Genomic DNA, 24,141 nt, shown 5'->3' with positions numbered 1-24,141 from the left:
TCATTTCAAGGCCGTTCACGCCAGCCGACGCTGTGGACATGGACGACGAACTCATCACGGGACGCCGACGCGTCGCCGTCCCGCAGGTCTTCGGCTACCTCCGACACGTCACGGGCGGCCTGGTCCGCCATGCCGCGCTCGTCGACTGCCTCACCGATTACTGCCGCCGACACGAGCCGGCCCTCTGCGGCGTCTTCACCGACCGCTACGCCACGGTGGCCATCCGCTGCCCCGCCTTTGTCGGCCTCCTGGACGCACTCGAACTACCCGACACCTACGGCACGGTGGTACCCGCCCTCAGCCACCTCGGCCCAAGGCGCGTTGCCGCAGCCCGGAAGCAACAGATAGGAGCGACGAGCACACGCCTCATCGTGGTCCGCTCCATCAAGCCGACAACCGACTACGGCCACCCCGCGGTGCGCACCTCAGCCTCCGAAGCCAAGGCGACACGTGGTGTCCATTCGTAAGGCGCTCCGCAGCGCACCCGTGATCGCGGACGTGCCGGGACTCCGACTGCTCCAGGTCGGTCACGGCTGGGACCTCGTACGGATCCACGCGGATCTCGGCTTCCTGGTGCTGGTCCACCTGCGGGCCATCGGTGCCACGATCGGCCCGGTGCTGTACGACGGGCCCCACCAACGCCTCTACTACGCCATCGGAACGGGACCCAGCGGCAGCTGGGCCGACCTGCCGGTGCGGCATCTGTCCACCGACTCATGGCTCGTCGCGCCCGGGACGGAACGGATCGAGGACTGGTTCGGCGGCTGGTGCGAGCTGCCCGACGACGACACCCTCACCGACGCGCACGCCCTCCGTGCCGCACTCCAGCACCCGTACGTCGCCATGGCTCCGGAGGCGGTTCGATGACCAGCCGCGCGATCATGTGCCACAAGGAGTGGACCCTCCAGCCCGACCGGGAACCCGACGCCGAGCCCACCACTTACGCGATGCAGTGCGCGGTCTGTGGCAAGACCTCACCGCCCGGCACCGACCTCGCCGAACCGCAGAGCTGGGTGTTCGCGCACGGCGGCCGCAATCCCTCGCACCATACGTACCGGGAGATCATCACCCGCCCGTGGAGGGCCTGGTGGAAGCCGTGAACGGTTGTGTCGCCGCCCAGGTCGCCCGGGCCTCCCGCTACACCGGACTCTGCGGAAACGCCGGAATCCAGGCTCCGTGCGCACGGCAGCGGTACGCAATCTTGGTCCGGTGGGCGAGTTCGGCGCTCACCCAGGGTCATGAATGTCATCCACCGACGAACGCGTGCAGGCTCGTGTTCGAAGCGGACAACGGCACGCACCTGTTCGTGTCCCCGTAAACCGTGGAGCCCAGGCGGCTTGAAAGCTGCTCGGGCTGATGCGAGACCCGTTGCGTGTGGCGAAGTGGTGGGGGCTGGACGCGGGCGTCAGCGGAACTTGGGACCTTCTCTTGGCTGAGGACGTGGCCGCAAGGCAATGGTCACATCGGCAGTGAACCGTACAGTGCCGCGCCCACGGCGGCGAAGGCCGCGCTGACCCACTGGGGCCAGACGCGGGTGCGCCGTCCTGCTGCGTAGGCGAGGGCCGATGCGGCCATGGCGGGCCACAGAACGCTGAAGGCGGCGCTGCCGGCAGACAAGTGGCCTGCGATGACTGCGGCGAGTGCGTATCCGACGATCGCCGCTATCGCGGCGATCGGGAAGCCCGTGTCGAACGGGTTCCAGGCAGCGGCCGCAGTCGCCTGGCGCTTGGCCCGGATGGAAACCGCGATCGATGTGACCACCGAGGCGCCGGCGGCTGCGGTCCACAGCAGCGCCGGGACGACCAGGAGGGGGGTGGGGGAGCTCATCAGGACCCTTCTCGTCAGCCTGCTCCGGCCGGGGATGATCCCGGCCGGAGCAGGCTGTGGTAATAGATGAATCGGGCGGGGCGCCGTTGGCGTCAGTGCCGACAGCGCCAGGTGTCTACAGCTTGGTCTTGATGCACTTGTCGTAGACGGTGTCGATGCCCAGGATCGCGGAACCTGCGGTGATCATCATGGTTGCCAGGCGATTCATGCGCAGGTACCGGGTACGCGCGCTCATCACGCGGCTGACGGCGGCACGGATGCCGCCCCATCTCCGGATGACCTGCCAGATCCTGCGGATCTTGGTTGCAGCGAAGTAGGCGGAGCCGAGGACCCACAGGATGGCTCCCACGCACACCGTGATCCGCCAAGCGCGGCCCCAGATGACGCAAGGTCGCCGAGGCGGAACCCCGTTGATCGTCCTCACGGAATTTGTGCCTGATCCGGCTCACGACAGCAGTTGTTCACGACTGCGGGAGGCACTCTGCCCGGGCCGTCGTCGATGTTCACGAGAACGGGAGCACCTTTTGAACTCTCGCGCGGGGCGATGGAGCAGTCGTCGGCTGGGCCGCGCGCCGACGTCAACAGGCCCCTTTGGATGGTCTGATGGAGCAGACAACAGTGGCCGGGTGCACCGCAGCATTCATGTGGCGCGCCCGGTCCCCGTCGCCCTCCGGGGTGAGCGGACGAACCACTACCAGCCCGGTGTCGACGGCGCACGCCTGCGCGGGTCATGGGCGTCAGGTATGCCCCCCGCTTCTCGGATCTTCCGGAACGCGCGCGGAAGGTCGGGCGAACGAGCTGACCCGACCGGTCCAGCAGTTCAGTGCAGCGACAGCATTCACACCGTACGCAGGAAACTCGCACGGGTGCCACCCCGCCTTCTCTTGCGGGTTCCGGGGCCAGACCGGGGGTGCCGCCGGATCAGCGGTCGGCGGTCTCGGCGGTCGGCCGAGGGTCGTCCGGCGCGGTGTTGGTGTCCGGCGCGGTGTCCGTGCCGGTGAACGGCGCCGCATCCGTGGCCGCCGGCGGCGCGGCATCCGTACCCGCCAGCGGCTGCGCCGCGTAGGTGATGCGAATGACGCCGTCGGGGTGGCGCTCGGTGGTCGCTCGGACGCCGAAGACCTCGCCGAGGACCTGCGGGGTCAGCACTTCCAGGACCGGTCCCGCGGCGACCACCGCTCCCTCGTGCAGGACGACCAGATGGTCGCAGAGCCGGGCGGCGAGGTCGAGGTCGTGCAGGACGGCAAGCGTGGTGACGCCGGTGGCGCGGATGAGGTCCAGGAGTTCGAACCGGGCGCGGATGTCGAGGTGATTGGTGAGTTCGTCCAGGACCAGGAGCCGAGGGCCCTGGGCCAACGCCCGTGCGAGCAGGACACGTTGGCGTTCTCCTCCGGAGAGCGAGGTGTAGTCGCGGTCCGCGAAGGGCCGTACGCCGCAGCGGTCGATGGCGTCCGACACGGCCCGGTGGTCCTCGGCGCCGTCGCGCCCCAGCAGACCGTGGTGAGGCGCCCGTCCGAGGGCGACGATCTCGGTCACGCTCAGGCCGGTGGTGTTGCCGCCGGCGTCCTGGAGGACGGCGGCGGTACGGCGTGCCGCGGCCCGCGGGGACAGGGCCCATACGTCGTCCTCGCCGACCCTGACGACCCCTTCCGCCGGGCGCAGTGAGCGGTAGACGGCACGCAGCAGGGTCGACTTGCCGCTGCCGTTGGGGCCGACGAGTCCGACGATGTCGCCCTTGCCCGCGTCGAGGCTCACGTCGTGCAGGATCGAGGTGCGGTCCAGGGTGATGTGGAGCTGGTCCACGGTGAGTTTCATGCTTCGGTCCTGCTTCAGTCCAGGCCCTTGTTGCGGCGCAGCAGCCACAGGAAGAAGGGGGCGCCGAGGAGGGCGGTGAGGATGCCCAGCGGCAGTTCGTTGGGGCGGTTGAGGGTGCGGGAGAGCAGGTCGACGAGGACCAGGTAGACGGCTCCCAGCAGCGCGGTCAGGGGCAGGAGCCTGCGGTGGTCGGCGCCGATGGTCAGGCGTACCAGGTGCGGGATCATCAGGCCGACGAAGCCGATGCCGCCGGCGACGGCGACGACCGTGCCGGTCAGCAGCGCGCTGAGGACCAGCAGGACCGCGCGCAGCCGGTTGACGTCGACACCGAGCGCGGTGGCGGACTCGTCGCCGGCCAGCAGGACGTTGAGAGGCCGGCCGAAGAGAGTCAGGAGCACGGTGCTGACCAGCACCACCACGGTCACTGTGGGGATTTGGTCCCACTGAGCTCCCGCGACGCTGCCCAGCATCCAGAACATGACCGTCCGCAACTCCGTCGGCGTCGCCCGGAGTTGCACGTAGCTGGTCGCCGCGAGGAAGACGTAGCCCACGGCCACGCCCGCCAGCACCAGCCGGGTCGGCGCCAGCCGGCCCCGCCGCTGACCGAGCGCGAAGACCAGCGCGCCGGCCGCGACCGCCCCGAGGAAGGCCGCCGCGGACACCCCGAGCCCGGCGAGTGCCGCGCCCCCGCCCAGGGTGATGACGAGGACCGCGCCCAGTGTCGCGCCGTAGGAGAAGCCGAGCACGGTGGGATCGGCGAGCGCGTTGGCGACCACCGTCTGGAGCACCGCCCCGGACACGGCGAGCCCCGCGCCGACCAGGGCCGCCAGCAGCACTCGCGGAGTGCGGAAGTTCCAGACGATCTGGTCGAGCGCGGGGTCGGAGGGCGCCGTGCCCGCGCCGGTGACGTGCTGGAGGACGATCCCCCACACGTCACCGAGCGGGACGTTGACGGCGCCGATACTGATCGCCACGATCATGGTGGCGAGCAGCGTGACCGGCAGGAGCGTGAAGGCCAGCGGGACCCTGATCCGGCTCAGAACGCGTTCGGGTCCAGGGCCTTGGCGATCTTTTCCACGGCCAGGTCGTTGCTGGGGCCGAGGTACATCGAGTCGGACACCGTCACGTACGTGTTGTTCCTGGCGGCCGGCCACTGGGGGAACTCCTTCAGCAGTTTCCTGGCGTAGGCCGCCGGGTCGGGGTCGTTGTAGGCGATGACGACGAGAGCGTCGATGTCGGTGGCGGCCACCGTCTCCTTGCTCAGGTCGGCGAAGGTGGTCTCGGCCGCGTTTTCGAAGGCGTTGAAGGCGCCGGCTTTGGCGAGGATGTCGTTGATGATGCCGTTGGCGACAACCGAGCTGAAGTCGTTGCTGCCCATCGACATGTTGGAGAAGAGCACCATGACCTGCGGGCGCTTCTCTCCCTCGACCTTTTCGGAGACCGCCGCGATGTTCTTCTCGGACTCGGCGATCAGCGTCGCGGCCTTGTCACTGACGTTGAAGATCTTTCCCATGTCGCGCAGCAGTTGGTAGCTGTCGGCGACGGTCATCTGTGAAGGGTCGTCGTCGCAGCCCTGCGGGGAGACGTAGCTGTTGGCTCCTGCCTGCTTCAGCTGCTCGCGGGTGGCGAAGCCGTTCTTCTGGTCGAAGCCGTACGTGGTGACGGACAGGACGAGGTCGGGGCGCAGGCCGAGCATGGTCTCACGGGGGATGTCGTAGGCCTCGTTGAGTTCGACGTCACCGGTGGGCAGCTTCTTGATGGCCTCGGCTCGGCTCGGCACCTCGGACATGCCGTACGTCTGCTGGTTGGCGACGATCCTGTCCTGGAGGCCGAGGGAGAGAAGGGTGGAGACCTCGGCGACGGAGGCCCCGTTCATCACCACGACCCGGCCGGGGGCCTTCTCGAACGTCTGCTTCTCACCGCAGTTGTCCAAGGTCACCGGGTAGCCGGAGCTCGATGCAGCGGCCTCGGTGGTGCTGTCGCTCGACGCGACGTCGGACGAGGAGCCGCACGCCGCCGTGACCAGACAGAGAGCCGCGGCCAGCGCGGTGGCGGCCGGCCGGTACATCGACATGCGGGCTCCTTGCACACGGACTGAGCTGACGGCTTCTGGTACAGCAGTCGGCATGCGGTGGCCCTGAGTTCCCGGCGATCGCCGGTTTTTGGTGCGGCCCGGCACGTCGCGGTCAGGGCGTGTGCGCGGACCGGCACGTCGCGCTCAGCACGTGTGGCGGCGTACCGGCACATCGAGATCAGCGCGTGTGGCGGCGTACCGCGTCGAGGAGTTGGTCGATGTCGTCGGTGCTGTGGGAGAAGGCGGTGACGAACCGGACGATTCCTGGTTCCCAGCGGTCGTGGTAGAAGGCGTAGCCCTCGGCGAGGAGTCCTTCGGTGGTCTGCTGGGGCAGGCGGCAGAAGAGGATATTGGCCTGCGGGGTGGCCAGCAGGCCGGTGCCGGGGATGGCCTTGAGGCCGTCGCCGAGCCGGGTGGCCATGGCGTTGGCCCGGCGGGCGTTGTGCAGCCACAGGTTGTCGGTGAGGTACGCGTCGATCTGCGCCGTGTGGAAGCGCATCTTGGAGGCGAGCTGGCCGGCACGCTTGGCGCGGAAGGCGAGCTCGGTGGCGAGTGCGGGGTCGAAGGAGACGATGGCGTCGGCGGTCATCGCGCCGTTCTTGGTGGCGCCGAAGGACAGGACGTCGATGCCCGCCTTCCAGGTCATCTCGGCCGGGGTGACGCCGAGATGGACCAGGGCGTTGGCGAAGCGCGCGCCGTCCATGTGGACGCGCAACCCCGCCTCCTTGGCTATGGCGGACAGGCGACGGATCTCGTCCAGCGTGTAGACGCTGCCGCTCTCGGTGGCCTGGCTGATGCTCACCACGGACGGCTGCACGCTGTGCACGTCACCGGCCCGGCGTCGCACCGCCGCCCGCAGCGCTTCGGGGTCCATCTTGCTGTCGGGGCCCGGGACACCGACGAGTTTGGCGCCGCCTGTGAAGAACTCCGGAGCGCCGCATTCGTCGGTGTTGACGTGGCTGCCGGGGTGCGAGAGCACGCTGCCCCACGGTGGGGTGAGGGCGGCCAGGCTCAGGCCGTTGGCGGCGGACCCGGTGGAGACCGGGAAGAGATCGACGTCCCGCTCGAAGATCTCGCCGAGCCTGCGGCGGGCGCTGTCGGTGAAGGGGTCGTTGCCGTAGGGCAGGACCTGCCCGGCGACCGCGTCGGCGACTGCCTGGGCTATCTGCGGGGAGGCTCCGGCCATGTTGTCGCTGATGAAGGCGCGGCTGGAGGGGGTGGTGGTGATGGTGGGGCTCATGAGGGACTTCCTTGGTCGTGGGTGCCGATGCGGACCTCAGGCAGTGGGTCGAGGTCTAGGTACTGATGGGCGAAGCGAAGACGACGGTGACGTCCACTTCCTCGGCGCCGGTGCGATAGAAGTGCGGGGCGTCTCCGGCGAAGGCGAGCATGTCGCCGGGGCCCAGCTCCTGCGGGGCGTCGACGGGGCCGGCGGTGAAGTGCCCGGTGGCGACGATCAGGTGCTCGATCGTGCCGGTGGCGTGCGGGACGCCGGGCAGCTCCGTCTCGGGCGGGATGCGCAGCCGCCAGATCTCCAGGCTGTTGCCGCTGCTGATACGGCGCAGCAGTTCGCGGGAGACCTCGCCGGGCTCGGCGTCCGTGCCCGGCCGGAAGACCGGCCCGGTGTCGGCGTCACGCGCTAGCAGGTCGGCGATCGGGATGCGCAGGGCGATCGCGATCGCGTCCAGGGTGTCGATCGTCGGATTGCCGTTGCCGGCCTCCAGTTGCGACAGCGTGGCCTTGCTCAGCCCGGCGCGCCGGGCCATCTCCGCGGCGCTCATACCGCGCTGCTGACGGCGCAGCCGGATCTTCGCGCCGACCGCGGCCGCGGTACTGCTCACCGGCTGACGGCCGGACGGCGAGGGCGTCATCAACGGCTCCTGTGCATCGCGGTATCCGACACGTGGACTGCATTGCCCGACGCGTGGATTGCATTGCCCGACAAGTGAGTTGCGGCGTACGACACCTGACTCACGGCGTACGACGCGTGACTCGCGGCATACGACACGCGGATACGGCCCTTCTTGACCTTCAGCGTCGGCAGCACCACGTCGGCCAGGTCGCCGAGGCTGCGTACGTGCGTGCCCCCGCACGGCGCGGCGTGCAGCGCGCCCAGGTGCACCACGCGTCGCGCGTCGGCGAGGCTCCGCGCGAAGACCGGCAGATCGTCGGCGACCGCGGCCGCCACACCGGCGCGCAGCGCGGCAGTCACCTCTTCCCGCCCTTCCGGGTCGGCCAGTCGCGCGTCGGCCAGGGGCGCCTGGAACTCGATGCGTGCCTGACCGGGGAAATGGTTGTTGCCGACCATCTCCCACCCCTGCGCCCGCCCGACCGCCTCGACGAGGTGTCCTGCCGTGTGCAGCGCGGCGTGAGCTGTCCTCGTCGGGAGATCGATCCGGGCTCGCACCTGCTGCCCCTCAGTGAGCGAAAGAAGGCCCTCGGGTGCCATCGCCACGACCAGCCCCGACTCACGGTCCGGACCGGGACGACCTCCGTGTCATCCAGCCACCCCCGGTCGGCGGGTTGCCCCCCACCCTGCGGATGGAACAGACAGTGCTCGACGGCCGCCCATGGCGCCCCGTCCCTCTCGCCGACCGCGATCACCCGCGTATCGACCTGCTCCAGGTAGGTGTCATCGAGGTAGGCGCTGACCTGTCCGCCCACCCGAGAAGCCTCGATTGAATGAACCATGCGTTCACTATACCGAACCATCACCTCAATGAACATCGCGTTCGTTTTACTGAACGCCACCGACCTGAGTCGCGAGTGCCAGACATACCCCCTAGGGGGATACTCGCCCGGAGGCAACCGTCATCTCCGGAAGGGTGAATCACCGTGGACGCCATCGGGCACGCCTTGTCCATCGCCGGGTCGATGACCTGGGAGGTCACCTGGGCGCTGATCCTCGGCTTCACGCTGTCCGCCGTCGTGCAGGCGGTGGTGCGCCGATCCACGGTCGTACGGCTCCTCGGCGACGACCGGCCGCGCACCCTCGCCGTGGCCGCCGGGCTCGGCGCGGCCTCGTCCTCCTGCTCGTACGCCGCTGTGGCCCTCGCCCGCTCGCTCTTCCGCAAGGGCGCGAACTTCACCGCGGCGATGGCCTTCGAGATCGCCTCCACCAACCTGGTGATCGAACTCGGCGTGATCCTGGCCCTGTTGATGGGCTGGCAGTTCACGGCGGCCGAGTTCGTCGGCGGCCCGATCATGATCGTCGTACTCGCCGTGCTGTTCCGGGTCTTCCTGCGCGAGCGGCTCCTGCGCCAGGCCCGGGAGCAGGCCGAGCGCGGGCTGGCCGGGTCCATGGAGGGCCACGCGGCGATGGACATGTCCGTGGGAGGTGAGGGCGGCTTCGCGCGCCGGCTGTTCTCGCGGGACGGTTTTACGTCCGTGTCGCACATCTTCGTCATGGAGTGGGCGGCCATCCTGCGCGACCTGGTGGCCGGGCTGCTGATCGCCGGGGCGATCGCCGCCTGGGTGCCGGACGACTTCTGGCAGGCGTTCTTCCTGGCGGACCATCCGCTCGCCGCCAAACTGATCGGGCCGCTCATCGGGCCGCTGGTGGCGATCGCGACGTTCGTCTGCTCCATCGGCAACGTGCCGCTCGCGGTCGTGCTGTGGAAGGGCGGGATCAGCTTCGGCGGGGTGATCGCCTTCATCTACGCCGACCTGCTGATCCTCCCGATCCTGAACATCTACCGGAAGTACTACGGCGCCCGCATGGCCGCCTTCCTGCTGGTCACGTTCTTCACGGCGATGGCCGTCGCCGGGTATGTCGTCGAGTTCGCCTTCGGCGGCCTGGGACTGATTCCGGACCAGGCCGACGCCACGATCCCGGAGGAAGGGATCACCTGGAACTACACGACCTGGCTCAACATCGTCTTCCTGCTGCTGGCGGCATCCCTGCTCGTACGGTTCTGGCGCACCGGCGGCCCGGCGATGATGCGGATGATGGGCGGCGCACCCGACCAGCCCGATCAGCCCGACCAGCCCGATCAGCCCGACCAGCCGGATCAGCCCGACCAGCCGGACCAGCCGGACCAGCCGGACCACTCTCACCACCCCGATCGATCGGGATAGGTTCGCCCTATGGATTCCGCTTCTCTACTCCTCCATCTGCGCCGCGAGTTGGACGGTTTCCGGGCCTGTCTGGACGGCGATTCGGCCGCGCGGGTCGAGCACTGCGGGGACTGGACGCTGTACGACCTGGCGGACCATCTGGGCAGGGGGAACCTCTGGGCGGCCGCCGGTGTCACCGAGGGGCACGGCGACCTCAGAGCGGCGGCGGCGCCCCGGGAGCCGGCGGCGCTCGGGCGGTGGTTCGACGACACGTCCGAGACCCTGCTCGCGGCGCTGGACACCGATCCGTCCACCGCCGCCTGGACGTTCTTTCCGCCGCACACGGTCGGGTTCTGGCAACGACGGCGTTGCATGGAAACGCTCGTGCACCGGTGGGACGCCGAGAACGCCCTCGGAGCACCCGGGCCGCTCAACACCGAACTGGTGGAGGACGGGGTGTCCGAGGTCTTCGACACCATGGCCCTGCGGATGATCGCGCGCGGCCGGGCGGACCCGCCCACGGTCGCGCTCCAACTCCACGCCACGGACACCGGGTCGACCTGGACGTACGGTCCGGGAGACCCGGTCGCCGTGCTCTCCGGCACGGCGGAAAATCTGCTGCTGACGCTGTGGGGGCGGCTGCCGCGTACCGAAGACGCACTGACGTGGGAGGGCGATCGGCAGGCAGGGCAGCGGGTGTTGGACGGTCCGCTGGTCCCCTGACGCACCGCCCACGCCGTACGACGGGACAGCCCCGACCGCACCTGACCGCGATGTCGCCCACCCCGCCCGCCGAAGGGATCACCGTGGCTCAGCCGACGGCCGACGACCAGCCCCAACTCCTCAAGCCCGCCCTCGCGTCCATGACCGTGCTGGTCGCCGCGGTCATCGTCCACGACCGGGCCACCAACCGCGTCGTTCTCCTCCAACGCGGTGAGAACGCCAAGTTCGGCCGGGGGATGTGGGACCTCCCCCTCGGTAAGAGCGAACCCGGCGAGCCGATCACCGGGACCGCCGTGCGCGAGCTGTATGAGGAGACGGGCCTCACGGTGAGAGCGGAGGCGTTGAAGGTCTCCCACCTCGTCCACGGCGCGTGGAGTGTCGAAGCCCCCAACGGCTACCTCACCGTCGTCTTCGCCGCCCACGAATGGAGCGGCGAACCGGAGAACCGCGAGCCGCTCAAGCACACCCAGGTGCGCTGGACCGACATCGGCGCCATCCCCGATCCCTTCGTGAAATCCAGCGCCGTGGCCCTCCGCCGATACCTCGACGCCGGCACTCCCGAAGTCTCGCTGCACGGCTGGACCTAAGGCCTGTCCGGCGGGTCCCCCACGACCTCCGCCCACACCGACTTCCCGACGGGCGTACGAGGCGCCGTCCCCCAGCGCGCGGCGAGCACCGCCACGAGGAGCAGGCCGCGACCGGACTCATCCTCCGGCCCCGCGACGGTTTCCGAACCGAACCGGGGTTGGCGCGTGGAGGCGTCCCCAACCTCGATACGGATCAGGTGAGTTCGTACGTCCATGGTGAGCCGGAGGTGGAAGTCCCGTCCGGGCACCCGGCCGTGCTGTACGGCGTTGGTGGCCAGTTCTGCGACGAGTAGCGAGACCGTCGCGGACGTGTCCGACGTCGCCGGATAGCCCCACTCGGCCATGCGGCACACCGTCAGATGCCGGGCGAGCCGGGCGCCTCGGGGTGACGACGCGAACTGCATGGCGAACAGGGGACCCTCGGTCGCCTCCGCGGGTTCCTTCGACACAGTGCCGTCCATCGCATCCCTTTCGTAACCGCGCGGCGACCCGCACTGCGTGTGCGAGTCGTGACGTTCCGTACACAAGGGTCGTCATGCGGGCCTACGCTCAAAAGGTGATCGGGCCTTACCGTTCGGACCGTAAGGAATGGAAGTGGCGCCTTGGCCAAGGAAATCGACCCGGGATCATCGATGGCGGCGCTCTTCGGATCACGCGTTCGCAGACTCCGTACGGCGGCGGGGCTGACCCAGGCGGAACTGGGCGAGAAGGCGCACGTGGTCGCCACGCGGATCACCCAGGTCGAGCGGGCGTCGGGGGCGAAGCCGACGCTGGAGCTGGCCCGAGCCCTTGATGAAATCCTGGGAGCAGACGGGCTGTTGGTCGACCTGTGGCCCTACGTCTACCGCGAGGCGTTTCCGGACTGGTCGCGGGCGTTCATGGCGCACTCGGAGAGGGCGATCGCCATCCGAGAGTACGGGGCACACCTCGTGCCCGGCCTTTTACAGACGGAGGATTACGCGCGGGCCGTACTCAGCGTCGGGCTTTCACTCCAGGGCGAAGAACATCTGGAGGAGCGCGTGTCGGCCCGGCTCGGTCGGCAGAGTCGGTTGACCGCACCCGACCGCCCCGAGCTGTGGGTCGTACTGGACGAGGCTGTGCTTCGGCGGCCGGTCGGTGGGTGGGCAGTCATGCGGGCTCAGTTGACGCGCATGCTGGACGCTGCCTCCGAGCGTCACATCACGGTGCAGGTGCTGCCGTTCGACCAGGGCGAGCACGACCTGATGGGCGGGTCGCTGACCATCTTGGAACTGCCGGACGGCAGCGAGGTCGCCTACCCGGAAGGCGCCCACTACGGCCAACTCATCGAGGATCCGGCCGAGGTCAGGCGCTTCAGTCTGTTTTACGATCGGCTCCGGGCGGCAGCCCTGCCCCCGCTCATGTCCCTCGACATGATCCGATCTGCGATGGAGGGCATCCACCGTGGCGCGAACATCCCATCTCGAACTGAACGGCGCCGCCTGGCGCAGGAGCAGCTACAGCAATCAGGAGGGCGGCAACTGCGTGGAGGTGGCGGACGGAATCCCCGGCACCGTCCCCGTCCGTGACAGCAAGTCACCCGACGGCCCGGCTCTCGCCTTCGCCGCAGCCTCCTGGGCCCTGTTCATAGGCGAGCTGAAAACCCGTAACCGCACCTGAGCCGACCGAATCCGAGCCGACCAGGTACCGGACCCGGACGGCGTTCCAGCTCCACCGGGCTCTCGTTCGCGGTGGCCCGGTGGGCCACGGCCCTCCCCCAAGGACTTCAAGGAAAGAACCAACTACCCACCTCCTCCCACCCGTTCACCCTCAGGAGTGACCCGGTTGCGGAAAGTGGCGACAGGGAGTTACGTTCGCCGCGACATCGCACACAACAGAAGACGGCCCCCGCCAGGACGGCAATCCTGGACGAGGGCCTGACCTACCAGGAAGTCGAACCCTTCCCAATGGCTGAGCTGCATCCTAACGCGCCCTCGCGCGCCGACACCGGCGCTCCGACCTCCGGCGTGATCCACGTCCGCACCCGCCTCACCGCCGACTTCACCGTGATCGCCAACGCCCTTGCGCAGCGGCGCGGAAGCGCGGTCACCGTCGGGGTCGCGACCTACATCCTCTCGCTGCCAGACGGCGCCATCGTCAGCATCGCCGCGCTGTGCGCGCACTTCACCGAGGGCGAGATCCTGATCTCCCGGGCGCTACGGGAGTTGGAGGCGGCCGGATACCTGGAACGCCGACGCGAACGCGGCCCGGACGGCCAGGTCCGCACGAGGACCTTCTTCTACGACGTACCGCGCGGCCAGGGTCAGCCCATCCCGCCGCCCACCCGGCCCAACCGGCGGCCTGTCCAGCCACGGAAGCCCACCGAAGTGCCCACTCCACCCCCGTCACCCGCTGCCCCAGCGCCCCCGCCACCCGGAACAGTCACCGCGCCCGAGCCCACGCCCCCGTCACCGCAAGCCTCGCCCTCAGTCGATGCCGCCGACCCCCAGGCCGTCGTCATCCTCGCCTCCCTGCGGATCGCCGACCGCAGGCTGGTCCTGTCCCGCCGCGAGGTCGCCGAACTGGCCCCGGACGTCTCCGAGTGGCTCGCACGAGGTCTCCGGCCCGAAGAGATCACCGGCCTGCTCACCGCCGGACTCCCCCCACACTTCCGCTCCCGCCCGGCACGCCTCCTCGCACACCGACTCGCCGAACTCCCCCTCCCGGCGCCACCACCAGCCCCGTACACACCCCCAACTCAGCAGCCCGTCCTGCCCTGGCAAACCTGCGACGGCTGCGAACGCGCCTTCCGCGCCCCGGAACCATCCGCCTGCCGAGACTGCCGGGAGGCGGCCTGATGCCTCGGAAGGATTGCACCCAAGCGCGGCTACCTCCGCCACCTGTCAGTCGCCAGCCCTGGGCGTGCTGGTCAGGCCCTCACCGAGCGCGGTCGACGAAGCCCTCAGTTCGACGAGCAGTCCAACGGCGCGGACCTCGTCAACGGACTGCACCCGCGATGGGGCATCGGATACGCACTGCCCGACCGGCGCACACTGCGCTGGATCCCGGACGGCCGCATCGCATTCTGGGGCGGCTGGGGCGGCTCAATGGCGATCATGGATCGGCACGTCCGATGTGGCTCAGGCCGTCGCTCGGCGAGGCCGAGCGCCCCTCAGACACAAACGGCCGCTCACCACCAGGACGTGGGATACATCTGCCGCTGAAGGCGGGCGGAGACCATCTGTACCCCGATGAGCAGTGCCGCGCCGATGGCGAGGAGGGGTACGAAGGGGATGACCGGGGGGCGGGTGAGCATGATCATGACGGCGGTGGCCATGGCCGGTGGGTGGGCCGCCTTGAGGAGGAGTACGAGGCCACAGGCGACGCCGGCCGCCACGGCGGCGGCCCAAGGACCGTGCCAGCCGAGGGCGAGCACCGCGAAGGCGACCAGGCAGGACAGCATGTGGCCGCCGATGACGTGGCGGGGCTGTGCGAGAGGTGATTGGGGGGTCGCGGTGACGATGGCCATCGATGCGGCGAGCGGCGGTACGAGCGCCGTCTGGTGGGTGAGCGCGCCCACGGCCGCCAGCACGGCCAGCCCGACCGACGTCGTGACGGCCGCCGACGCGACGGTCCGCTGGGGCGGCCGGGGCTCGTCGGGCTTCCACCAGTGGTTCGCGGGTCGCTTCGCCGGGTGGGCCGCCACCTTCACGGTTGCCGATTCCTCAGGCGCGTCATGCGCCATGAATGCGAGATTCAGCTCGGGAGGTGAGGTGGAAAACGGCAGAGCGGCCCAGCTCGGGCAGGTCATACACCTTCGGGGCGCACGGAAGCAGCACGGGAACTCCTCGGGGAACCCCGGCTTCCGGCCCACGGCGGCTCGTCGTCCGTGAAGACGGGGATCATCCCCGGCATCGTGACCTCGCCGGGCGACGCCCGTCCAAGACCGCCTCCCTATCGCCCGATCGAGGGCCTCTATCGAAACCCACCTCCCCCCAGGCCCTGTCGTCACATTCCCGTCTCCCGTGGGGGAAGGACGTCGCCGTCTGCCGTCAGCAGGTACCCGGGGCCTCCGGCCGTGGACGCCGCGGCGCTGCTCTGTCTCCTTCCGCGGGCAACGGACCGGACACGTGCACCGGTCCGGCAGAGCCTAGGAGGGCTTGGTCAGGTCCCGGGCCCGGCTCGCGCGCATCCCGAACAGGAAACGGGTCAACCTCGTGCGGCGTACGAGGAGTTCGTAGGCGCTCAAGGTGAGGAACAGCGAAGCGGCCACGATCAGGACGTACTTGACCGGGACCGGGGCGTCCAGGCCGACCACCAGGTACGCGACCGCCACGACGATCGGCTGGTGCAGGACGTACAACGGCAGTGCGCCGACGGCCAGATAGCCGAAAAGGCGACGGCGACCACCGACCGATGCCGCGGTCGGAGGCCGGTCGCGGCGATCCAGCAGCCCCACGATGCCCACGATCCAGCACCAGCCCGCCGCGCCGAACAGCGCGCGCGTGACCGTCGCGAGGGCGGTCGGGTCCGTGAAGGCGTCGTCCGCCGTCATGAAGCCGGGCGCGGAGGCGGCGAAGAGAAGGGGGCCGAGGACGGCTCCCCACACCGCGTCCCGGCGCATCGCCGCGCGGAGGCGGTCGTCGGTGGCCACGACGAAGCCGTAGAGGAAGAAGAGGAGGTACGCCCACCGGCCCCAGCCTCCGTAGTCCTCCTCCAGGCCGATCAGCGCGCTCATCACGGCGAGCGGCAGGGCGGGGAGCAGCACCACACCACGCCGTTCGCACGCCCCGGCGAGAGCGTCGCGGAGGCGCTGGACGTGCGCCGCGGGAAACCACCGGGCCAGCGGCACCAGGAACAGCGAGAACGTGAGCAGCAGCACGACGAACCACAGGTGGCCCGTCTCGAAGTACTCGCCCTGTACGACGAACGGGAACGCGGAGAGGTCCAGGTGGACGTCGAAGAAGCGGGGCAGGAAGCGGAGGTAGGACTCGTCGTAGCCGGGGTCGGCGGCCCGCTCGCGCAGCCACTGTGGCAGCGGCAGCAGGGCGGCCGTCGCGAAGAGCAGCGGTACGCCGAGCCGCAGCAGCCGTTCCGTGGCGAAGCCGCCGGGGCCGCGGCGGCGCAGCGAGTGCCAGGAGCCGAGGCCCGCGACGAAGAACAGCATCGGCATCGCCCACACCACGCCGAACCCCGCGATGACCAGGATCGCGTCGGTGGTGTCCCGGTTCTTGACGTAGAAGTCGGTGTCCGTGGCGAAGACCAGCGCCGAGTGGAAGAAGACCAGCCCGATGACGACGAGGGTGCGGATCGCGTCCAGTTCGGTGCGCCGGCCGGACGCGGCGCTTGCAGGCTCCGCGCGCACTCCCGACTCGACGCCCGCGGCGCCCGCGACGCCTACGTCGCCTGCGACGCCTGCGACGCCTGCGACGCCTGTGACTTCCGCACGCTGCCCCGGCACGCTCACGGCGGGCTCCGCCCTCTCGCCCGGCACCCGTCCCGCGGGCTCCGCCCGCTCCCCCGGTCCCGACGTACCCCCCGGCTCCGTCATGCCGCCTCCCCCGTGGCGTATGGCATGTCGCACATGGCGGCACCAGTGTCCGGCCTCCGGGGCGGCGACGCCAGGCGTGTGCCCGGCGGAACCCCGCTCGGCAGCATCCCCGTAAGCATCGCGTTACGGCTGCCGCCCCAGCCGTCAAGCATGCGTCAGCGGACCGCTCGGTACCCCCTCACCCGGGCATAGCGTCACGGAGGCGTCCGGCCGATACGGGGCAGGGCACCAGCACACCACCATCCGCATCCCGCATCCCGCATCGGCAGAGCGGCGCGCACGTCACCTTCGTCAAGGAGCTGCACGATGTCTCCACTGGACCGTCCCGAGGACCCGGACCCCGAGCCTTCTGAACGCATCCCGACCGGACTCCTCCACGTACCTGTCCGGTCGGGGCCAGCGGGCTGTACGGCCCGGTTCTTCCGCACTCCGCTGGGCGGCCGTACGGCCGTCGGATTCACCTCGGCGGCGAGACTCACCGCCACCCTCGGCCCGGAACAGGCCTGCATCAAGCTCTCCGAACCCGCGCTGCGCGCGCTCGCCGCGCCCCTGGGTGTCACCGCCCTCACCGTCGACCCACAGCTCTCCGCTCCGGCCACCACCGAGACCCATGACCGCGAGCGCGAGCGCACCTGGCACGACTGGCACCCGCAGCACATCGGTGCCCTGCGGGTGACCGGCGCCGCCGCCGTCCTCGCGTACCTGAACCTGCTGATCGGTTGATCGGCAGATCGGCTGAGGAGAAGTCATGTCCGTAACCGTTCTCCAGGAACCCCGTACGGCTAAATGTGCAGCCGGTACGGCACCACGCACACCACGACATCGGTACGAGCTCTCAGCGCGGCCGCGAGCAGCAGCCCGCGCTGGTTCTGGAGGATCTGGTAGCGGCGGTGGAGGGGCTCCACCTCGGGGATGAGGACGACGATCTGCCGTCCTCCCTCCGCCGCCCGCTGGACGTACTCGACGATGGGTTCGACCAGGGAGCGCTTCGGACTGTCGACGATGTCGAGCCGTACGCCGGGATCCCAGCGCTCCCAACTCTCCTTCAGGGCCAGGGCCCTCTCCTGGTTTCCGTGTACGGCGACGGCGACGACCTCCGCCGAACCGAGGGCGCGGGCGGCCGTCAGCGCGTGCTGGGCGAGTCTGCTGACCTCGCCGACCGGCACGATGACGAGGGAGTCGGCGATGGCGCGCACCGGCGGCGGGATCTCGCCGAGGCCCAACTCCCGGCCCACTTCGGCGTAGTAGCGCTGGATGCGGGCGAAGAGCAGCATCAGCAGCGGAATCGCGACGACGACCACCCAGGCGCCCTCGACGAACTTGCTGGCCAGCAGCACCGCGCAGGCCACGCTCGTCAGCACGGCGCCGAACCCGTTGAGCACCGCGCGCCGTAGCCAGCCGCGCGGCCGCTCCTTCGCCCAGTGCCGTACGAGTCCGGTCTGGCTGATGGTGAACCCGACGAAGACACCGATCGCGAACAGCGGGAGCAGGCGGTGGGTGTCGGCGCCCACGGCCGCCAGCAGCAGCGCGGCGAGCAGAGCGAGGGCCACAACTCCCCAGCGGTACACGGGGCGTTCGGTGCGCAGTGCGAACAGGTGCGCCAGCCGGTGGTCCTTGGCGAGCAGACTCATCAGCACCGGCAGGCCGCCGAAACTGGTGTTGGCGGCGAAGAGGAGGACCGTCGTGACGATGAGGTTGGTCGCGTAGTACGCCCACCCCGTGCCGTACGAGCCCGCCGTCAGCTGCGCGAGCACGGTGACGCCGTTGCGCGGGACCACATCGTCGCGCTGGATCAGTACGGCAAGACCGATCAGCATCAGCCCGAGCAGTCCGCCGAGCATCAACTCGGTGCGCTGGGCGCGTTTTACACGCGGCTCACGGAACGCGGGGACTCCGTTGGCGATGGCCTCCACGCCGGTCAGGGCGGAGCAGCCGGAGGAGAACGCCTTCAGGAGCAGCACCACTCCCAACGCCTCGGTGACGTGGACGGGTTCGGTGGTCCCGACGACCGCGGCCGGGTGGCCGCGCAGCAGCCCGACCACGATGATGCCGAAGATGCTGACGATGAACAGCAGGGTGGGCAGCATCAGCACCCGCGCGCTCTCCGCGACGCCCCGCAGGTTCACGGCGGTGAGCAGGGCAAGGCCGACGAGGCAGATCTCCAGCAGATGCGAGCCGAGGGAGGGGAACGCGGACGCGAGACTGGCCGCGCCCGCCGCCAGACCGACCGCCACGGTCAGTACGTAGTCCACGACGAGACTGGCCGCCGCGAGCAGACTGATCCGGGGCCCGAGATCCTTCTTGGCCACGGCGTACGCGCCACCGCCGTCCGGATGTACAGCGATGACCTGCCCGTACGACACCACGAGCACCGCCAGCAGCGCGGCGATGACCAGCGTCACCGGGAGCGTCGCGGTGAGCGCCCCGGTGCCGGCGGCGATCAGCACCAGCACGATCGCCTCGGGGCCGTACGCCACCGAGCTCAACGCGTCCAGCGACAGCGCGGCGAGCCCTTCGAGGCTGGTCAGATGCCGTTTGTCGCCCTCCCCGTGACGCAACGGAACTCTCGGCTTCAGTTCGCGGCGGGCCAGTCCGTACGCCATGGGGGACCTTCGCGGGGCAGGGGGCGGGGGCGAGGTCAGTGTGACCGGCGTGGGGTGCCGGGAGGGGTATTCAACTGCTGCTGTTTTCTGTGCGTCTGGCTGAACATCCGGATCCGCACGAACGACGTCCGGCCCACCGGCACGCCCTGCACCGCGTCCAGCTTTTCCTGATCAGCGTCGCCGTTGAAGGTCATGGCCTCAGACAGCACGTCCCCGTCGATCCCGAGCCGTAGCCGTCCAGACGGGGCGCATCCGAGAAGCGGGGCGGTCGACGGGGCGCATCCGAGAAGCGGGCCGGTCGGCGGGGCCATCCCCGCGCCGACGCGCGCCTCCGATGCCGGCATGCGTACCGGGTCAGCGGCCCTTGCCGCTGACCGGCGTGGTGGAAAACCCGCCTTCCCAGCTCGACTTCGCACCCGAGTCACCGATCCGGTAGACCTGCACCACAGAACCCGCGGCGACGACCACGGCCAGGACAATCGCGGCCACGCGCACCGGCATGGTCAGAGGCACGGCCCCGCTCAGACCCGCACGCGTGTGCGTGTTTACCGAGGAGCGCGCCATGGCTCTGCGGCCGAACCACCACACCGCCACGGCGACGACGAACAGCGCCACCACCCAGGGCAGCAGGGTGTCCCCGAGGTCCGTGTGCTTGCGGACCAGAGAGTCGCTGGGGATGCGTTTCTCCAGCCACTCACCGGCATTGGTCGTGATCGGCACGCTGATCAGGGTGACCAGAGCGAGGAGAGGCAGCACCACGCCCAGCCTGCGGATCCACGTGGTCCACACCGTGGCGGCCACCAGCGCCAGCGCGGTGAGCGGCACGAGCACGACCACGAAGTGCACGAGCAGCACATGGGCTGGAAGCCCGTTGATGAGAGTGGGGCCCACTGAAGACTCCTTCAAGAACAGACGTCGAGGAGCGGCAACCGCCTACAGGCTGTAGACGAATGCCGACTACAAGCTGTAGACGAAAGCATGAAGCGCATCTGCTTCTCTGGTCACTTGTACCCCGACGGCGCCCTGGCAGGTCGGACCGGCGCGTTCGGCGCGCAGGGGTCTCGTTCGGGAAGGTGCGCCCTTCACGCGTCTCCTCGACACCGCTCCCCAGTCTTGAGCAGTGCTCGCGTCCTTCTGGCAAGAGGTGCTGAGTCAGGTGCAGCAGTCGCAACCGGCCGAGCAGCCGCAGGCGTCCGCCTTGGCTGCGGCGGGCCTCGGCGACACGGCGGCCGGGCCCGGAGCACAGCACCCCTCCCCCCGCCAGGCGTCGCGCCCCTCCTTGACGGCGACGGCTGCGATCACCAGGGCGGCGACCGGGTCGGCCCACGACCAGCCGAACGTGGCGTTGGCGACGAGGCCGACCAGCAGGATGGCCGACAGGTAGGTACACAGCAGAGTCTGCTTGGAGTCGGCCACCGCCGAAGCGGACCGCAGCTCGCGCCCGGCACGGCGCTGGGCGGCCGACAGGAACGGCATCACCGCAAGCGACAGCGCTGCCAGCACGATCCCTGGAACCGAGCTCTCCGCTTCCCCACCCCCCACCAGACCGCGTACGGCTTCGACAGCGACGTACGCCGCAAGAACGAAGAAGGACCCGGCGATGATCCGCAGCGTGGTCCTCTCCCTGGCCTCCCGCACCGCGTGCTCCTGCGCCGAGAACTGCCAGGCGACGGCCGCGCCGGATGACACCTCGATCACCGAATCGAGCCCGAACCCGACCAGCGCGGTCGAGGAGGCGAGCGTTCCCGCGGTGATCGCCACAACCGCCTCGACGACGTTGTACGCGATCGTCGAGGCGACCAGCAGCCGTACTCGCCGGGCCAGCAGGTCCCGCCGCGCCGGCGACGGTCCGAGGGATATCGAGACCATCAGCAGCAGCCGTTCTCGTCGGCGTCCGGGCAGTTGCGGTCCGTTTCAACGGCCACCACGGCCGCGCGCAGGTCGTCGAGCGCGTGCCCGAGCCGCGGGTCCGCCAGCTCGTACCGCGTACGGCGCCCGACCGGCACCGCGACCACGAGACCACAGTCGCGCAAGCAGGCCAGGTGGTTCGACAGCCGCGTCCGGGAGATCCCCAACCGGTCGGCCAGGTCGGCCGGGTGGGCCGGAGCCTCGCGCAGCTCGAGCAGCAGGGTGCAGCGGATGGGGTCGGCGAGGGCACGGCCGAAGCGGGTGAGGGCGTCGAGGTCTGTGGCGAGCTTCAGCATGACCATGACCCTGACAGTACAGGTTTACCTGAATTCATAAAAGCATGAACCAGAAGGCGAACGAAGACCGTTCTGGCGTTACGAGATGGCGTTACGAGATGGCGTTACGAGATCCAGCGGAGCCACCACCCGGGCTCACGAGGTCCCACCGGTGCGCGAGTGGTGAGGCGAGGCCTGGACTTGCGCGCCCCCGTCGCGGATCTCCTCCAGCGAGTCCTGCATCGCGGCCGTCGCGCGGGCGAACCAGTCCGCCAGCACGGCGATCTCGTCCGGGGTGTAGTCCGCGAACAGAGCGCAGACTCGCTCGTAGAACGGGCCGTAGACCTCGAGGATGCGCGCCTGGGCGGACTCCCCCATCACCACCCGCACCCGGCGACGGTCCCCGGGGTCGGCCTGCCGATGTGCGTAGCCGGCCTTCTCCAGCCGGTTGAGTACGCCGGTCACCGCACCGGTGGTGAGGCGAGCCCGGTCGGCGAGGTCACCCGCGGCGAGCGGCTCACCGGCCAGGGCGGCCTCGATGACAAAGCCGAGGCAGGTGAGGTCGGTGGCGTTGAGTCCGAGCCGGCCCGCGATGTCCTGCTGCCCGAAATGGGCGAGCGCGATCATCCGGTCCATCGCGTACAGCGCCTGATCGGCCGTCGCCTCGGGGCGCACCTTGCCTTCCACCCGAAAATCCCCTTAGGATCTAAGTTACTTAGCTCGTAAGATACTCGAGCCGCATTGCCGTGCAATACACCTCTGCCGATGAACCATCGCACCCCCGAGGGGGCCACCATGAGTGCACATGGCGACCATGACATGGGCCACACCGTCGCCGGCTGGACCGGCACCGCCCTGGCCACCGTGGGAAGCACGATCCTGGGCGTGGCCCTGGCCGCCGGATCACCGGCCGGACTGTGGTCGGGCGGAGCCGTCCTCATTCTCGCCGCGCTCACCACCTGGCTGCTGCACCTCGCGGGCTGGGGCAAGGCCGGCGGACCACGTCCGATCGGCCACGGCCGACGCACCCGCGACACCGCCGCCCGGCAGGGCCACCCCGGCTGCCTCGGCTGCCGACTGGCCGGCCGCGGGGCGGGCTCAGGCGCCGAGGGCGATCCAGAAGCGGTCCTCGCCGCGCACCTGGCCGTCGGGGGCACCGCCGTTGGCCTGGATGACCCGGCGTGACGGAGCGTTGTCGACGCCGCAGGTCAGCAGGACGCGGCTGAGGCCGAGACCTCGGCACTCAGCAAGCCCCGCAGCGAGCATCCGCGTGGCGTGGCCCTGTCGGCGCCAGGGTCGGACGACGTGGTAGCCGATATGGCCGCCGACTTCCGCCAGTTCGGGGGTCAGGCTGTGCCGGACGACGAGCGACCCGAGGTAGTACTCCCCGGAGACGTACCAGAAGAGGGTGGAAGGGACCCCCCAACGGGCCTGCACACCGCGGCGCTGCGCGGCGAAGGCGTCGAAGTCGTCGCCCGCCGGGCCGAGCCACTCCGGGCTGCGGCCTTCCGCCACGCAGTCGGCGCGCTCACCGGCCAGATAGGAGTCCCGCACCGTCGCGGTCGGCGGGACGAGGCTCGGCGGTTCCTTGAGAGTCCTCGGATCAGCGGTGGGATCAGCAGTGGTCATGCGGTTCAGTCTTCACGCAACGCCGCCGACGGGCGAAGAGTTTTCCTCGTACGCCGCCCAGGGTCCTGTCCACACGGACCTCTCAGCAGTCGTCCCGGGGTCTCCCACATGGCTTGCCTAACGTACGAGGCACCAAGTGGAGTCACGTCTCTTTCGGAGCGGGGTCTCAGTCAGACACGAGGTGGCCTCGGACTCCCTCAGTGGAGGAGTCCGGGGTCTTTCACCGTGGGCCGGTCTTTCACCATGGGTGGCTCCTTCTCCATGGGTGGCTCTCAGCCAACCCCCAGCTTTCGCCAAGCCCACGCCCATAAAGAGCGGGGAGAGTCGACACCATGTCCGAGCACCCCGAGCCCCACGCCCCCCACAGGCTCCTCGTCGTCGAGGACGAGCCGAGCATCCGCGCCCTGCTGGAGTCCACGCTGCGGCTCAGCGGCTACGCGGTGAGCAGTGCGGAGTCCGGTGGTGCCGCGCTGCTTGAGATCGAGAGGTTCGGCCCCGATCTGGTGCTGCTCGACGTGATGCTGCCGGACCTGGACGGTTTCGAGGTGACCCGCGCGATGCGGGCGGGCGGCAAGAAGACCCCCGTACTCTTCCTGACCGCGCGCACCGACCTGTCCGACCGCATCGACGGACTGCGGGCCGGCGGCGACGACTACGTCACCAAGCCCTTCAGCCTCGAAGAGGTGCTGCTGCGGATCCAGGCGATCCTGCGCCGCACCGGCGGCGAGGAAGCACCCTCCGACGAGGCGGCCGAGGACGACGAGAGCATCCTGCTCTTCGCCGACCTGCGGCTCGACGAGCGGGCGTACGAGGTGCACCGCGCGGAGCGCTACGTGCCGCTGTCGCCCACCGAGTTCCATCTGCTCCGCTACCTGATGGAGAACGCCAACCGGGTACTGACCAGGGCGCAGATCGTACAGCGCGTGTGGGGGTACGACTTCGCCGGTGACGTGCGCATCGTCGAGACGTACGTGAAGTACCTGCGCAAGAAGATCGACTGCGTCGAGCCGCCGCTGATCCACACGGTGCGCGGGATCGGCTACTCGCTGCGGCTGCCGCGCGACCACGAGCGAGACCAGGCCGCCGCCCCGCCGGCCGGCGAGCGCGCCGAGGCCGCCGAACGGTGAAACGGCCC

At 69.8% G+C, this 24,141-nt stretch carries 30 protein-coding genes; 12 read left to right on the top strand and 18 right to left on the bottom strand.

The features are described 5' to 3' along the window. Nucleotides 1-38 precede the first annotated feature (38 nt). From ACIPC1_RS34450 to ACIPC1_RS34440, 3 genes are read left to right on the top strand one after another with little or no spacing between them, the layout of a single operon-like run. Nucleotides 39-467 (top strand): hypothetical protein, encoded by a 429-nt coding sequence (locus tag ACIPC1_RS34450; RefSeq protein ID WP_402524319.1) that lies wholly within the window; start codon nt 39-41, stop codon nt 465-467. After that, nucleotides 454-867: a hypothetical protein gene (locus ACIPC1_RS34445; RefSeq protein ID WP_402524317.1), complete on the top strand. Its 414-nt coding sequence runs from the start codon at nt 454-456 to the stop codon at nt 865-867. The genes ACIPC1_RS34450 and ACIPC1_RS34445 overlap by 14 nt, the downstream gene beginning before the upstream one ends. Continuing rightward, nucleotides 864-1,100, top strand: a complete 237-nt coding sequence (locus tag ACIPC1_RS34440; protein WP_402524315.1) for a hypothetical protein — start codon at nt 864-866, stop codon at nt 1,098-1,100. Before ACIPC1_RS34445 ends, ACIPC1_RS34440 begins: the two co-directional genes overlap by 4 nt. Before the next feature lie 358 nt (nt 1,101-1,458). Here the strand turns inward: ACIPC1_RS34440 and ACIPC1_RS34435 are convergent, their stop codons facing one another. The 8 genes from ACIPC1_RS34435 to ACIPC1_RS34400 all read right to left on the bottom strand — a co-directional run bounded on the left by ACIPC1_RS34435 (nt 1,459) and on the right by ACIPC1_RS34400 (nt 8,024). After that, nucleotides 1,459-1,827 (bottom strand): hypothetical protein, encoded by a 369-nt coding sequence (locus ACIPC1_RS34435; RefSeq protein ID WP_402524313.1) that lies wholly within the window; start codon nt 1,825-1,827, stop codon nt 1,459-1,461. 115 nt (nt 1,828-1,942) lie between these two features. Next, nucleotides 1,943-2,176, bottom strand: coding sequence for a hypothetical protein (locus ACIPC1_RS34430; protein WP_402524311.1), 234 nt, complete (start codon nt 2,174-2,176; stop codon nt 1,943-1,945). A 572-nt stretch (nt 2,177-2,748) separates the two neighbouring features. After that, nucleotides 2,749-3,642, bottom strand: coding sequence for an ABC transporter ATP-binding protein (locus ACIPC1_RS34425; protein WP_402524308.1), 894 nt, complete (start codon nt 3,640-3,642; stop codon nt 2,749-2,751). A gap of 14 nt (nt 3,643-3,656) precedes the next feature. Further along, nucleotides 3,657-4,622 (bottom strand): FecCD family ABC transporter permease, encoded by a 966-nt coding sequence (locus tag ACIPC1_RS34420; protein ID WP_402524306.1) that lies wholly within the window; start codon nt 4,620-4,622, stop codon nt 3,657-3,659. A gap of 56 nt (nt 4,623-4,678) precedes the next feature. Continuing rightward, complete coding sequence (locus tag ACIPC1_RS34415) at nt 4,679-5,716, bottom strand: ABC transporter substrate-binding protein (protein ID WP_402524304.1); 1,038 nt, start codon at nt 5,714-5,716, stop codon at nt 4,679-4,681. Nucleotides 5,717-5,894: 178 nt separating this feature from the next. Then, nucleotides 5,895-6,956 (bottom strand): threonine aldolase family protein, encoded by a 1,062-nt coding sequence (locus ACIPC1_RS34410; protein ID WP_402524302.1) that lies wholly within the window; start codon nt 6,954-6,956, stop codon nt 5,895-5,897. Nucleotides 6,957-7,011: 55 nt separating this feature from the next. Next, a complete protein-coding gene (locus tag ACIPC1_RS34405) occupies nt 7,012-7,587 on the bottom strand; it encodes a helix-turn-helix domain-containing protein (RefSeq protein WP_402524299.1) in 576 nt (191 codons plus the stop codon). Next, on the bottom strand, nt 7,587-8,024 hold the full coding sequence (locus ACIPC1_RS34400) for a hypothetical protein (RefSeq protein WP_402524296.1): 438 nt from the start codon (nt 8,022-8,024) through the stop codon (nt 7,587-7,589). The genes ACIPC1_RS34405 and ACIPC1_RS34400 overlap by 1 nt, the downstream gene beginning before the upstream one ends. Before the next feature lie 527 nt (nt 8,025-8,551). Between ACIPC1_RS34400 and ACIPC1_RS34395 the strand changes: the two genes are divergently transcribed. The 3 genes from ACIPC1_RS34395 to ACIPC1_RS34385 are packed head-to-tail and all read left to right on the top strand — an operon-like array spanning nt 8,552 to nt 11,082. Continuing rightward, complete coding sequence (locus tag ACIPC1_RS34395) at nt 8,552-9,793, top strand: permease (RefSeq protein WP_402524294.1); 1,242 nt, start codon at nt 8,552-8,554, stop codon at nt 9,791-9,793. Nucleotides 9,794-9,802: 9 nt separating this feature from the next. Continuing rightward, entirely contained in the window at nt 9,803-10,495 is a 693-nt protein-coding gene (locus ACIPC1_RS34390) for a maleylpyruvate isomerase family mycothiol-dependent enzyme (RefSeq protein ID WP_402524291.1), read from the top strand. A gap of 50 nt (nt 10,496-10,545) precedes the next feature. Continuing rightward, nucleotides 10,546-11,082, top strand: coding sequence for an NUDIX domain-containing protein (locus ACIPC1_RS34385; protein ID WP_402524289.1), 537 nt, complete (start codon nt 10,546-10,548; stop codon nt 11,080-11,082). Here ACIPC1_RS34385 and ACIPC1_RS34380 read toward each other — a convergent pair. Then, nucleotides 11,079-11,531: an ATP-binding protein gene (locus tag ACIPC1_RS34380; protein ID WP_402524286.1), complete on the bottom strand. Its 453-nt coding sequence runs from the start codon at nt 11,529-11,531 to the stop codon at nt 11,079-11,081. The genes ACIPC1_RS34385 and ACIPC1_RS34380 overlap by 4 nt on opposite strands. Nucleotides 11,532-11,714: 183 nt before the next feature. Here ACIPC1_RS34380 and ACIPC1_RS34375 point away from each other — a divergent pair, with 183 nt between their 5' ends. The 3 genes from ACIPC1_RS34375 to ACIPC1_RS34365 all read left to right on the top strand — a co-directional run bounded on the left by ACIPC1_RS34375 (nt 11,715) and on the right by ACIPC1_RS34365 (nt 13,898). Next, complete coding sequence (locus ACIPC1_RS34375) at nt 11,715-12,629, top strand: Scr1 family TA system antitoxin-like transcriptional regulator (protein WP_402524714.1); 915 nt, start codon at nt 11,715-11,717, stop codon at nt 12,627-12,629. After that, nucleotides 12,586-12,720 carry a DUF397 domain-containing protein gene (locus ACIPC1_RS34370; protein WP_402524284.1) on the top strand — a complete coding sequence of 45 codons (135 nt, stop codon included), beginning with the start codon at nt 12,586-12,588 and terminating at the stop codon, nt 12,718-12,720. Before ACIPC1_RS34375 ends, ACIPC1_RS34370 begins: the two co-directional genes overlap by 44 nt. Before the next feature lie 287 nt (nt 12,721-13,007). Then, nucleotides 13,008-13,898, top strand: coding sequence for a hypothetical protein (locus ACIPC1_RS34365; RefSeq protein WP_402524281.1), 891 nt, complete (start codon nt 13,008-13,010; stop codon nt 13,896-13,898). 332 nt (nt 13,899-14,230) lie between these two features. Here ACIPC1_RS34365 and ACIPC1_RS34360 read toward each other — a convergent pair whose 3' ends face one another. Together ACIPC1_RS34360 and ACIPC1_RS34355 are read right to left on the bottom strand one after the other, a co-directional pair. Next, nucleotides 14,231-14,785, bottom strand: a complete 555-nt coding sequence (locus ACIPC1_RS34360; protein WP_402524278.1) for an HPP family protein — start codon at nt 14,783-14,785, stop codon at nt 14,231-14,233. A gap of 405 nt (nt 14,786-15,190) precedes the next feature. Beyond that, complete coding sequence (locus ACIPC1_RS34355; protein ID WP_402524276.1) at nt 15,191-16,591, bottom strand: acyltransferase; 1,401 nt, start codon at nt 16,589-16,591, stop codon at nt 15,191-15,193. A gap of 306 nt (nt 16,592-16,897) precedes the next feature. On the opposite strand from ACIPC1_RS34355, the gene ACIPC1_RS34350 reads away from it, so the two are divergent. Beyond that, nucleotides 16,898-17,314, top strand: a complete 417-nt coding sequence (locus ACIPC1_RS34350; RefSeq protein WP_402524274.1) for an SAV_915 family protein — start codon at nt 16,898-16,900, stop codon at nt 17,312-17,314. Nucleotides 17,315-17,373: 59 nt separating this feature from the next. On the opposite strand, the gene ACIPC1_RS34345 is transcribed toward ACIPC1_RS34350, so the two are convergent. The 6 genes from ACIPC1_RS34345 to ACIPC1_RS34320 form a co-directional block, all read right to left on the bottom strand. Continuing rightward, nucleotides 17,374-19,194 (bottom strand): APC family permease, encoded by a 1,821-nt coding sequence (locus tag ACIPC1_RS34345; protein WP_402524272.1) that lies wholly within the window; start codon nt 19,192-19,194, stop codon nt 17,374-17,376. Between the two features lie 35 nt (nt 19,195-19,229). After that, a complete protein-coding gene (locus tag ACIPC1_RS34340; protein WP_402524269.1) occupies nt 19,230-19,388 on the bottom strand; it encodes a hypothetical protein in 159 nt (52 codons plus the stop codon). Between the two features lie 160 nt (nt 19,389-19,548). Next, on the bottom strand, nt 19,549-20,085 hold the full coding sequence (locus ACIPC1_RS34335; RefSeq protein ID WP_402524266.1) for a DUF2231 domain-containing protein: 537 nt from the start codon (nt 20,083-20,085) through the stop codon (nt 19,549-19,551). 261 nt (nt 20,086-20,346) lie between these two features. After that, nucleotides 20,347-21,063 carry a cation transporter gene (locus ACIPC1_RS34330; RefSeq protein WP_402524264.1) on the bottom strand — a complete coding sequence of 239 codons (717 nt, stop codon included), beginning with the start codon at nt 21,061-21,063 and terminating at the stop codon, nt 20,347-20,349. After that, a complete protein-coding gene (locus tag ACIPC1_RS34325; RefSeq protein WP_402524711.1) occupies nt 21,063-21,398 on the bottom strand; it encodes an ArsR/SmtB family transcription factor in 336 nt (111 codons plus the stop codon). Before ACIPC1_RS34325 ends, ACIPC1_RS34330 begins: the two co-directional genes overlap by 1 nt. A gap of 135 nt (nt 21,399-21,533) precedes the next feature. Further along, on the bottom strand, nt 21,534-22,064 hold the full coding sequence (locus ACIPC1_RS34320) for a MarR family transcriptional regulator (protein ID WP_402524262.1): 531 nt from the start codon (nt 22,062-22,064) through the stop codon (nt 21,534-21,536). A 108-nt stretch (nt 22,065-22,172) separates the two neighbouring features. On the opposite strand from ACIPC1_RS34320, the gene ACIPC1_RS34315 reads away from it, so the two are divergent. After that, on the top strand, nt 22,173-22,562 hold the full coding sequence (locus ACIPC1_RS34315) for an HGxxPAAW family protein (protein ID WP_402524709.1): 390 nt from the start codon (nt 22,173-22,175) through the stop codon (nt 22,560-22,562). On the opposite strand, the gene ACIPC1_RS34310 is transcribed toward ACIPC1_RS34315, so the two are convergent. Continuing rightward, a complete protein-coding gene (locus ACIPC1_RS34310; protein WP_402524259.1) occupies nt 22,476-23,006 on the bottom strand; it encodes a GNAT family N-acetyltransferase in 531 nt (176 codons plus the stop codon). The genes ACIPC1_RS34315 and ACIPC1_RS34310 overlap by 87 nt on opposite strands. 332 nt (nt 23,007-23,338) lie before the next feature. Between ACIPC1_RS34310 and ACIPC1_RS34305 the strand changes: the two genes are divergently transcribed. Next, the gene (locus tag ACIPC1_RS34305; RefSeq protein WP_402524257.1) at nt 23,339-24,133 is read left to right on the top strand and encodes a response regulator transcription factor; all 795 of its coding nucleotides are present in this window, start codon (nt 23,339-23,341) and stop codon (nt 24,131-24,133) included. Nucleotides 24,134-24,141 lie beyond the last annotated feature (8 nt).

The organism is Streptomyces sp. NPDC087263 (assembly GCF_044744645.1).
Taxonomy (GTDB): Bacteria; Actinomycetota; Actinomycetes; order Streptomycetales; family Streptomycetaceae; genus Streptomyces.
The sequence above is the reverse complement of the archived record's forward strand: the minus strand, read 5'-3'. Positions and strand labels throughout refer to the sequence as shown.

Bases quoted from the DNA above. Each gene is read 5' to 3' on its own strand.
- ACIPC1_RS34315 (WP_402524709.1), top strand. From the start codon at position 22,173: ATGAGTGCACATGGCGACCATGACATGGGCCACACCGTCGCCGGCTGG.
- ACIPC1_RS34385 (WP_402524289.1), top strand. From the start codon at position 10,546: ATGTCGCCCACCCCGCCCGCCGAAGGGATCACCGTGGCTCAGCCGACG.
- ACIPC1_RS34330 (WP_402524264.1), bottom strand. From the start codon at position 21,063: ATGGTCTCGATATCCCTCGGACCGTCGCCGGCGCGGCGGGACCTGCTG.
- ACIPC1_RS34450 (WP_402524319.1), top strand. From the start codon at position 39: ATGGACGACGAACTCATCACGGGACGCCGACGCGTCGCCGTCCCGCAG.
- ACIPC1_RS34425 (WP_402524308.1), bottom strand. From the start codon at position 3,642: ATGAAACTCACCGTGGACCAGCTCCACATCACCCTGGACCGCACCTCG.
- ACIPC1_RS34440 (WP_402524315.1), top strand. From the start codon at position 864: ATGACCAGCCGCGCGATCATGTGCCACAAGGAGTGGACCCTCCAGCCC.
- ACIPC1_RS34310 (WP_402524259.1), bottom strand. From the start codon at position 23,006: ATGACCACTGCTGATCCCACCGCTGATCCGAGGACTCTCAAGGAACCG.
- ACIPC1_RS34305 (WP_402524257.1), top strand. From the start codon at position 23,339: ATGTCCGAGCACCCCGAGCCCCACGCCCCCCACAGGCTCCTCGTCGTC.
- ACIPC1_RS34410 (WP_402524302.1), bottom strand. From the start codon at position 6,956: ATGAGCCCCACCATCACCACCACCCCCTCCAGCCGCGCCTTCATCAGC.
- ACIPC1_RS34405 (WP_402524299.1), bottom strand. From the start codon at position 7,587: ATGACGCCCTCGCCGTCCGGCCGTCAGCCGGTGAGCAGTACCGCGGCC.
- ACIPC1_RS34325 (WP_402524711.1), bottom strand. From the start codon at position 21,398: ATGCTGAAGCTCGCCACAGACCTCGACGCCCTCACCCGCTTCGGCCGT.
- ACIPC1_RS34375 (WP_402524714.1), top strand. From the start codon at position 11,715: ATGGCGGCGCTCTTCGGATCACGCGTTCGCAGACTCCGTACGGCGGCG.
- ACIPC1_RS34355 (WP_402524276.1), bottom strand. From the start codon at position 16,591: ATGACGGAGCCGGGGGGTACGTCGGGACCGGGGGAGCGGGCGGAGCCC.
- ACIPC1_RS34350 (WP_402524274.1), top strand. From the start codon at position 16,898: ATGTCTCCACTGGACCGTCCCGAGGACCCGGACCCCGAGCCTTCTGAA.
- ACIPC1_RS34360 (WP_402524278.1), bottom strand. From the start codon at position 14,785: ATGGCGCATGACGCGCCTGAGGAATCGGCAACCGTGAAGGTGGCGGCC.
- ACIPC1_RS34400 (WP_402524296.1), bottom strand. From the start codon at position 8,024: ATGGTCGGCAACAACCATTTCCCCGGTCAGGCACGCATCGAGTTCCAG.
- ACIPC1_RS34340 (WP_402524269.1), bottom strand. From the start codon at position 19,388: ATGACCTTCAACGGCGACGCTGATCAGGAAAAGCTGGACGCGGTGCAG.
- ACIPC1_RS34435 (WP_402524313.1), bottom strand. From the start codon at position 1,827: ATGAGCTCCCCCACCCCCCTCCTGGTCGTCCCGGCGCTGCTGTGGACC.
- ACIPC1_RS34390 (WP_402524291.1), top strand. From the start codon at position 9,803: ATGGATTCCGCTTCTCTACTCCTCCATCTGCGCCGCGAGTTGGACGGT.
- ACIPC1_RS34420 (WP_402524306.1), bottom strand. From the start codon at position 4,622: ATGATCGTGGCGATCAGTATCGGCGCCGTCAACGTCCCGCTCGGTGAC.
- ACIPC1_RS34415 (WP_402524304.1), bottom strand. From the start codon at position 5,716: ATGTCGATGTACCGGCCGGCCGCCACCGCGCTGGCCGCGGCTCTCTGT.
- ACIPC1_RS34345 (WP_402524272.1), bottom strand. From the start codon at position 19,194: ATGGCGTACGGACTGGCCCGCCGCGAACTGAAGCCGAGAGTTCCGTTG.
- ACIPC1_RS34365 (WP_402524281.1), top strand. From the start codon at position 13,008: ATGGCTGAGCTGCATCCTAACGCGCCCTCGCGCGCCGACACCGGCGCT.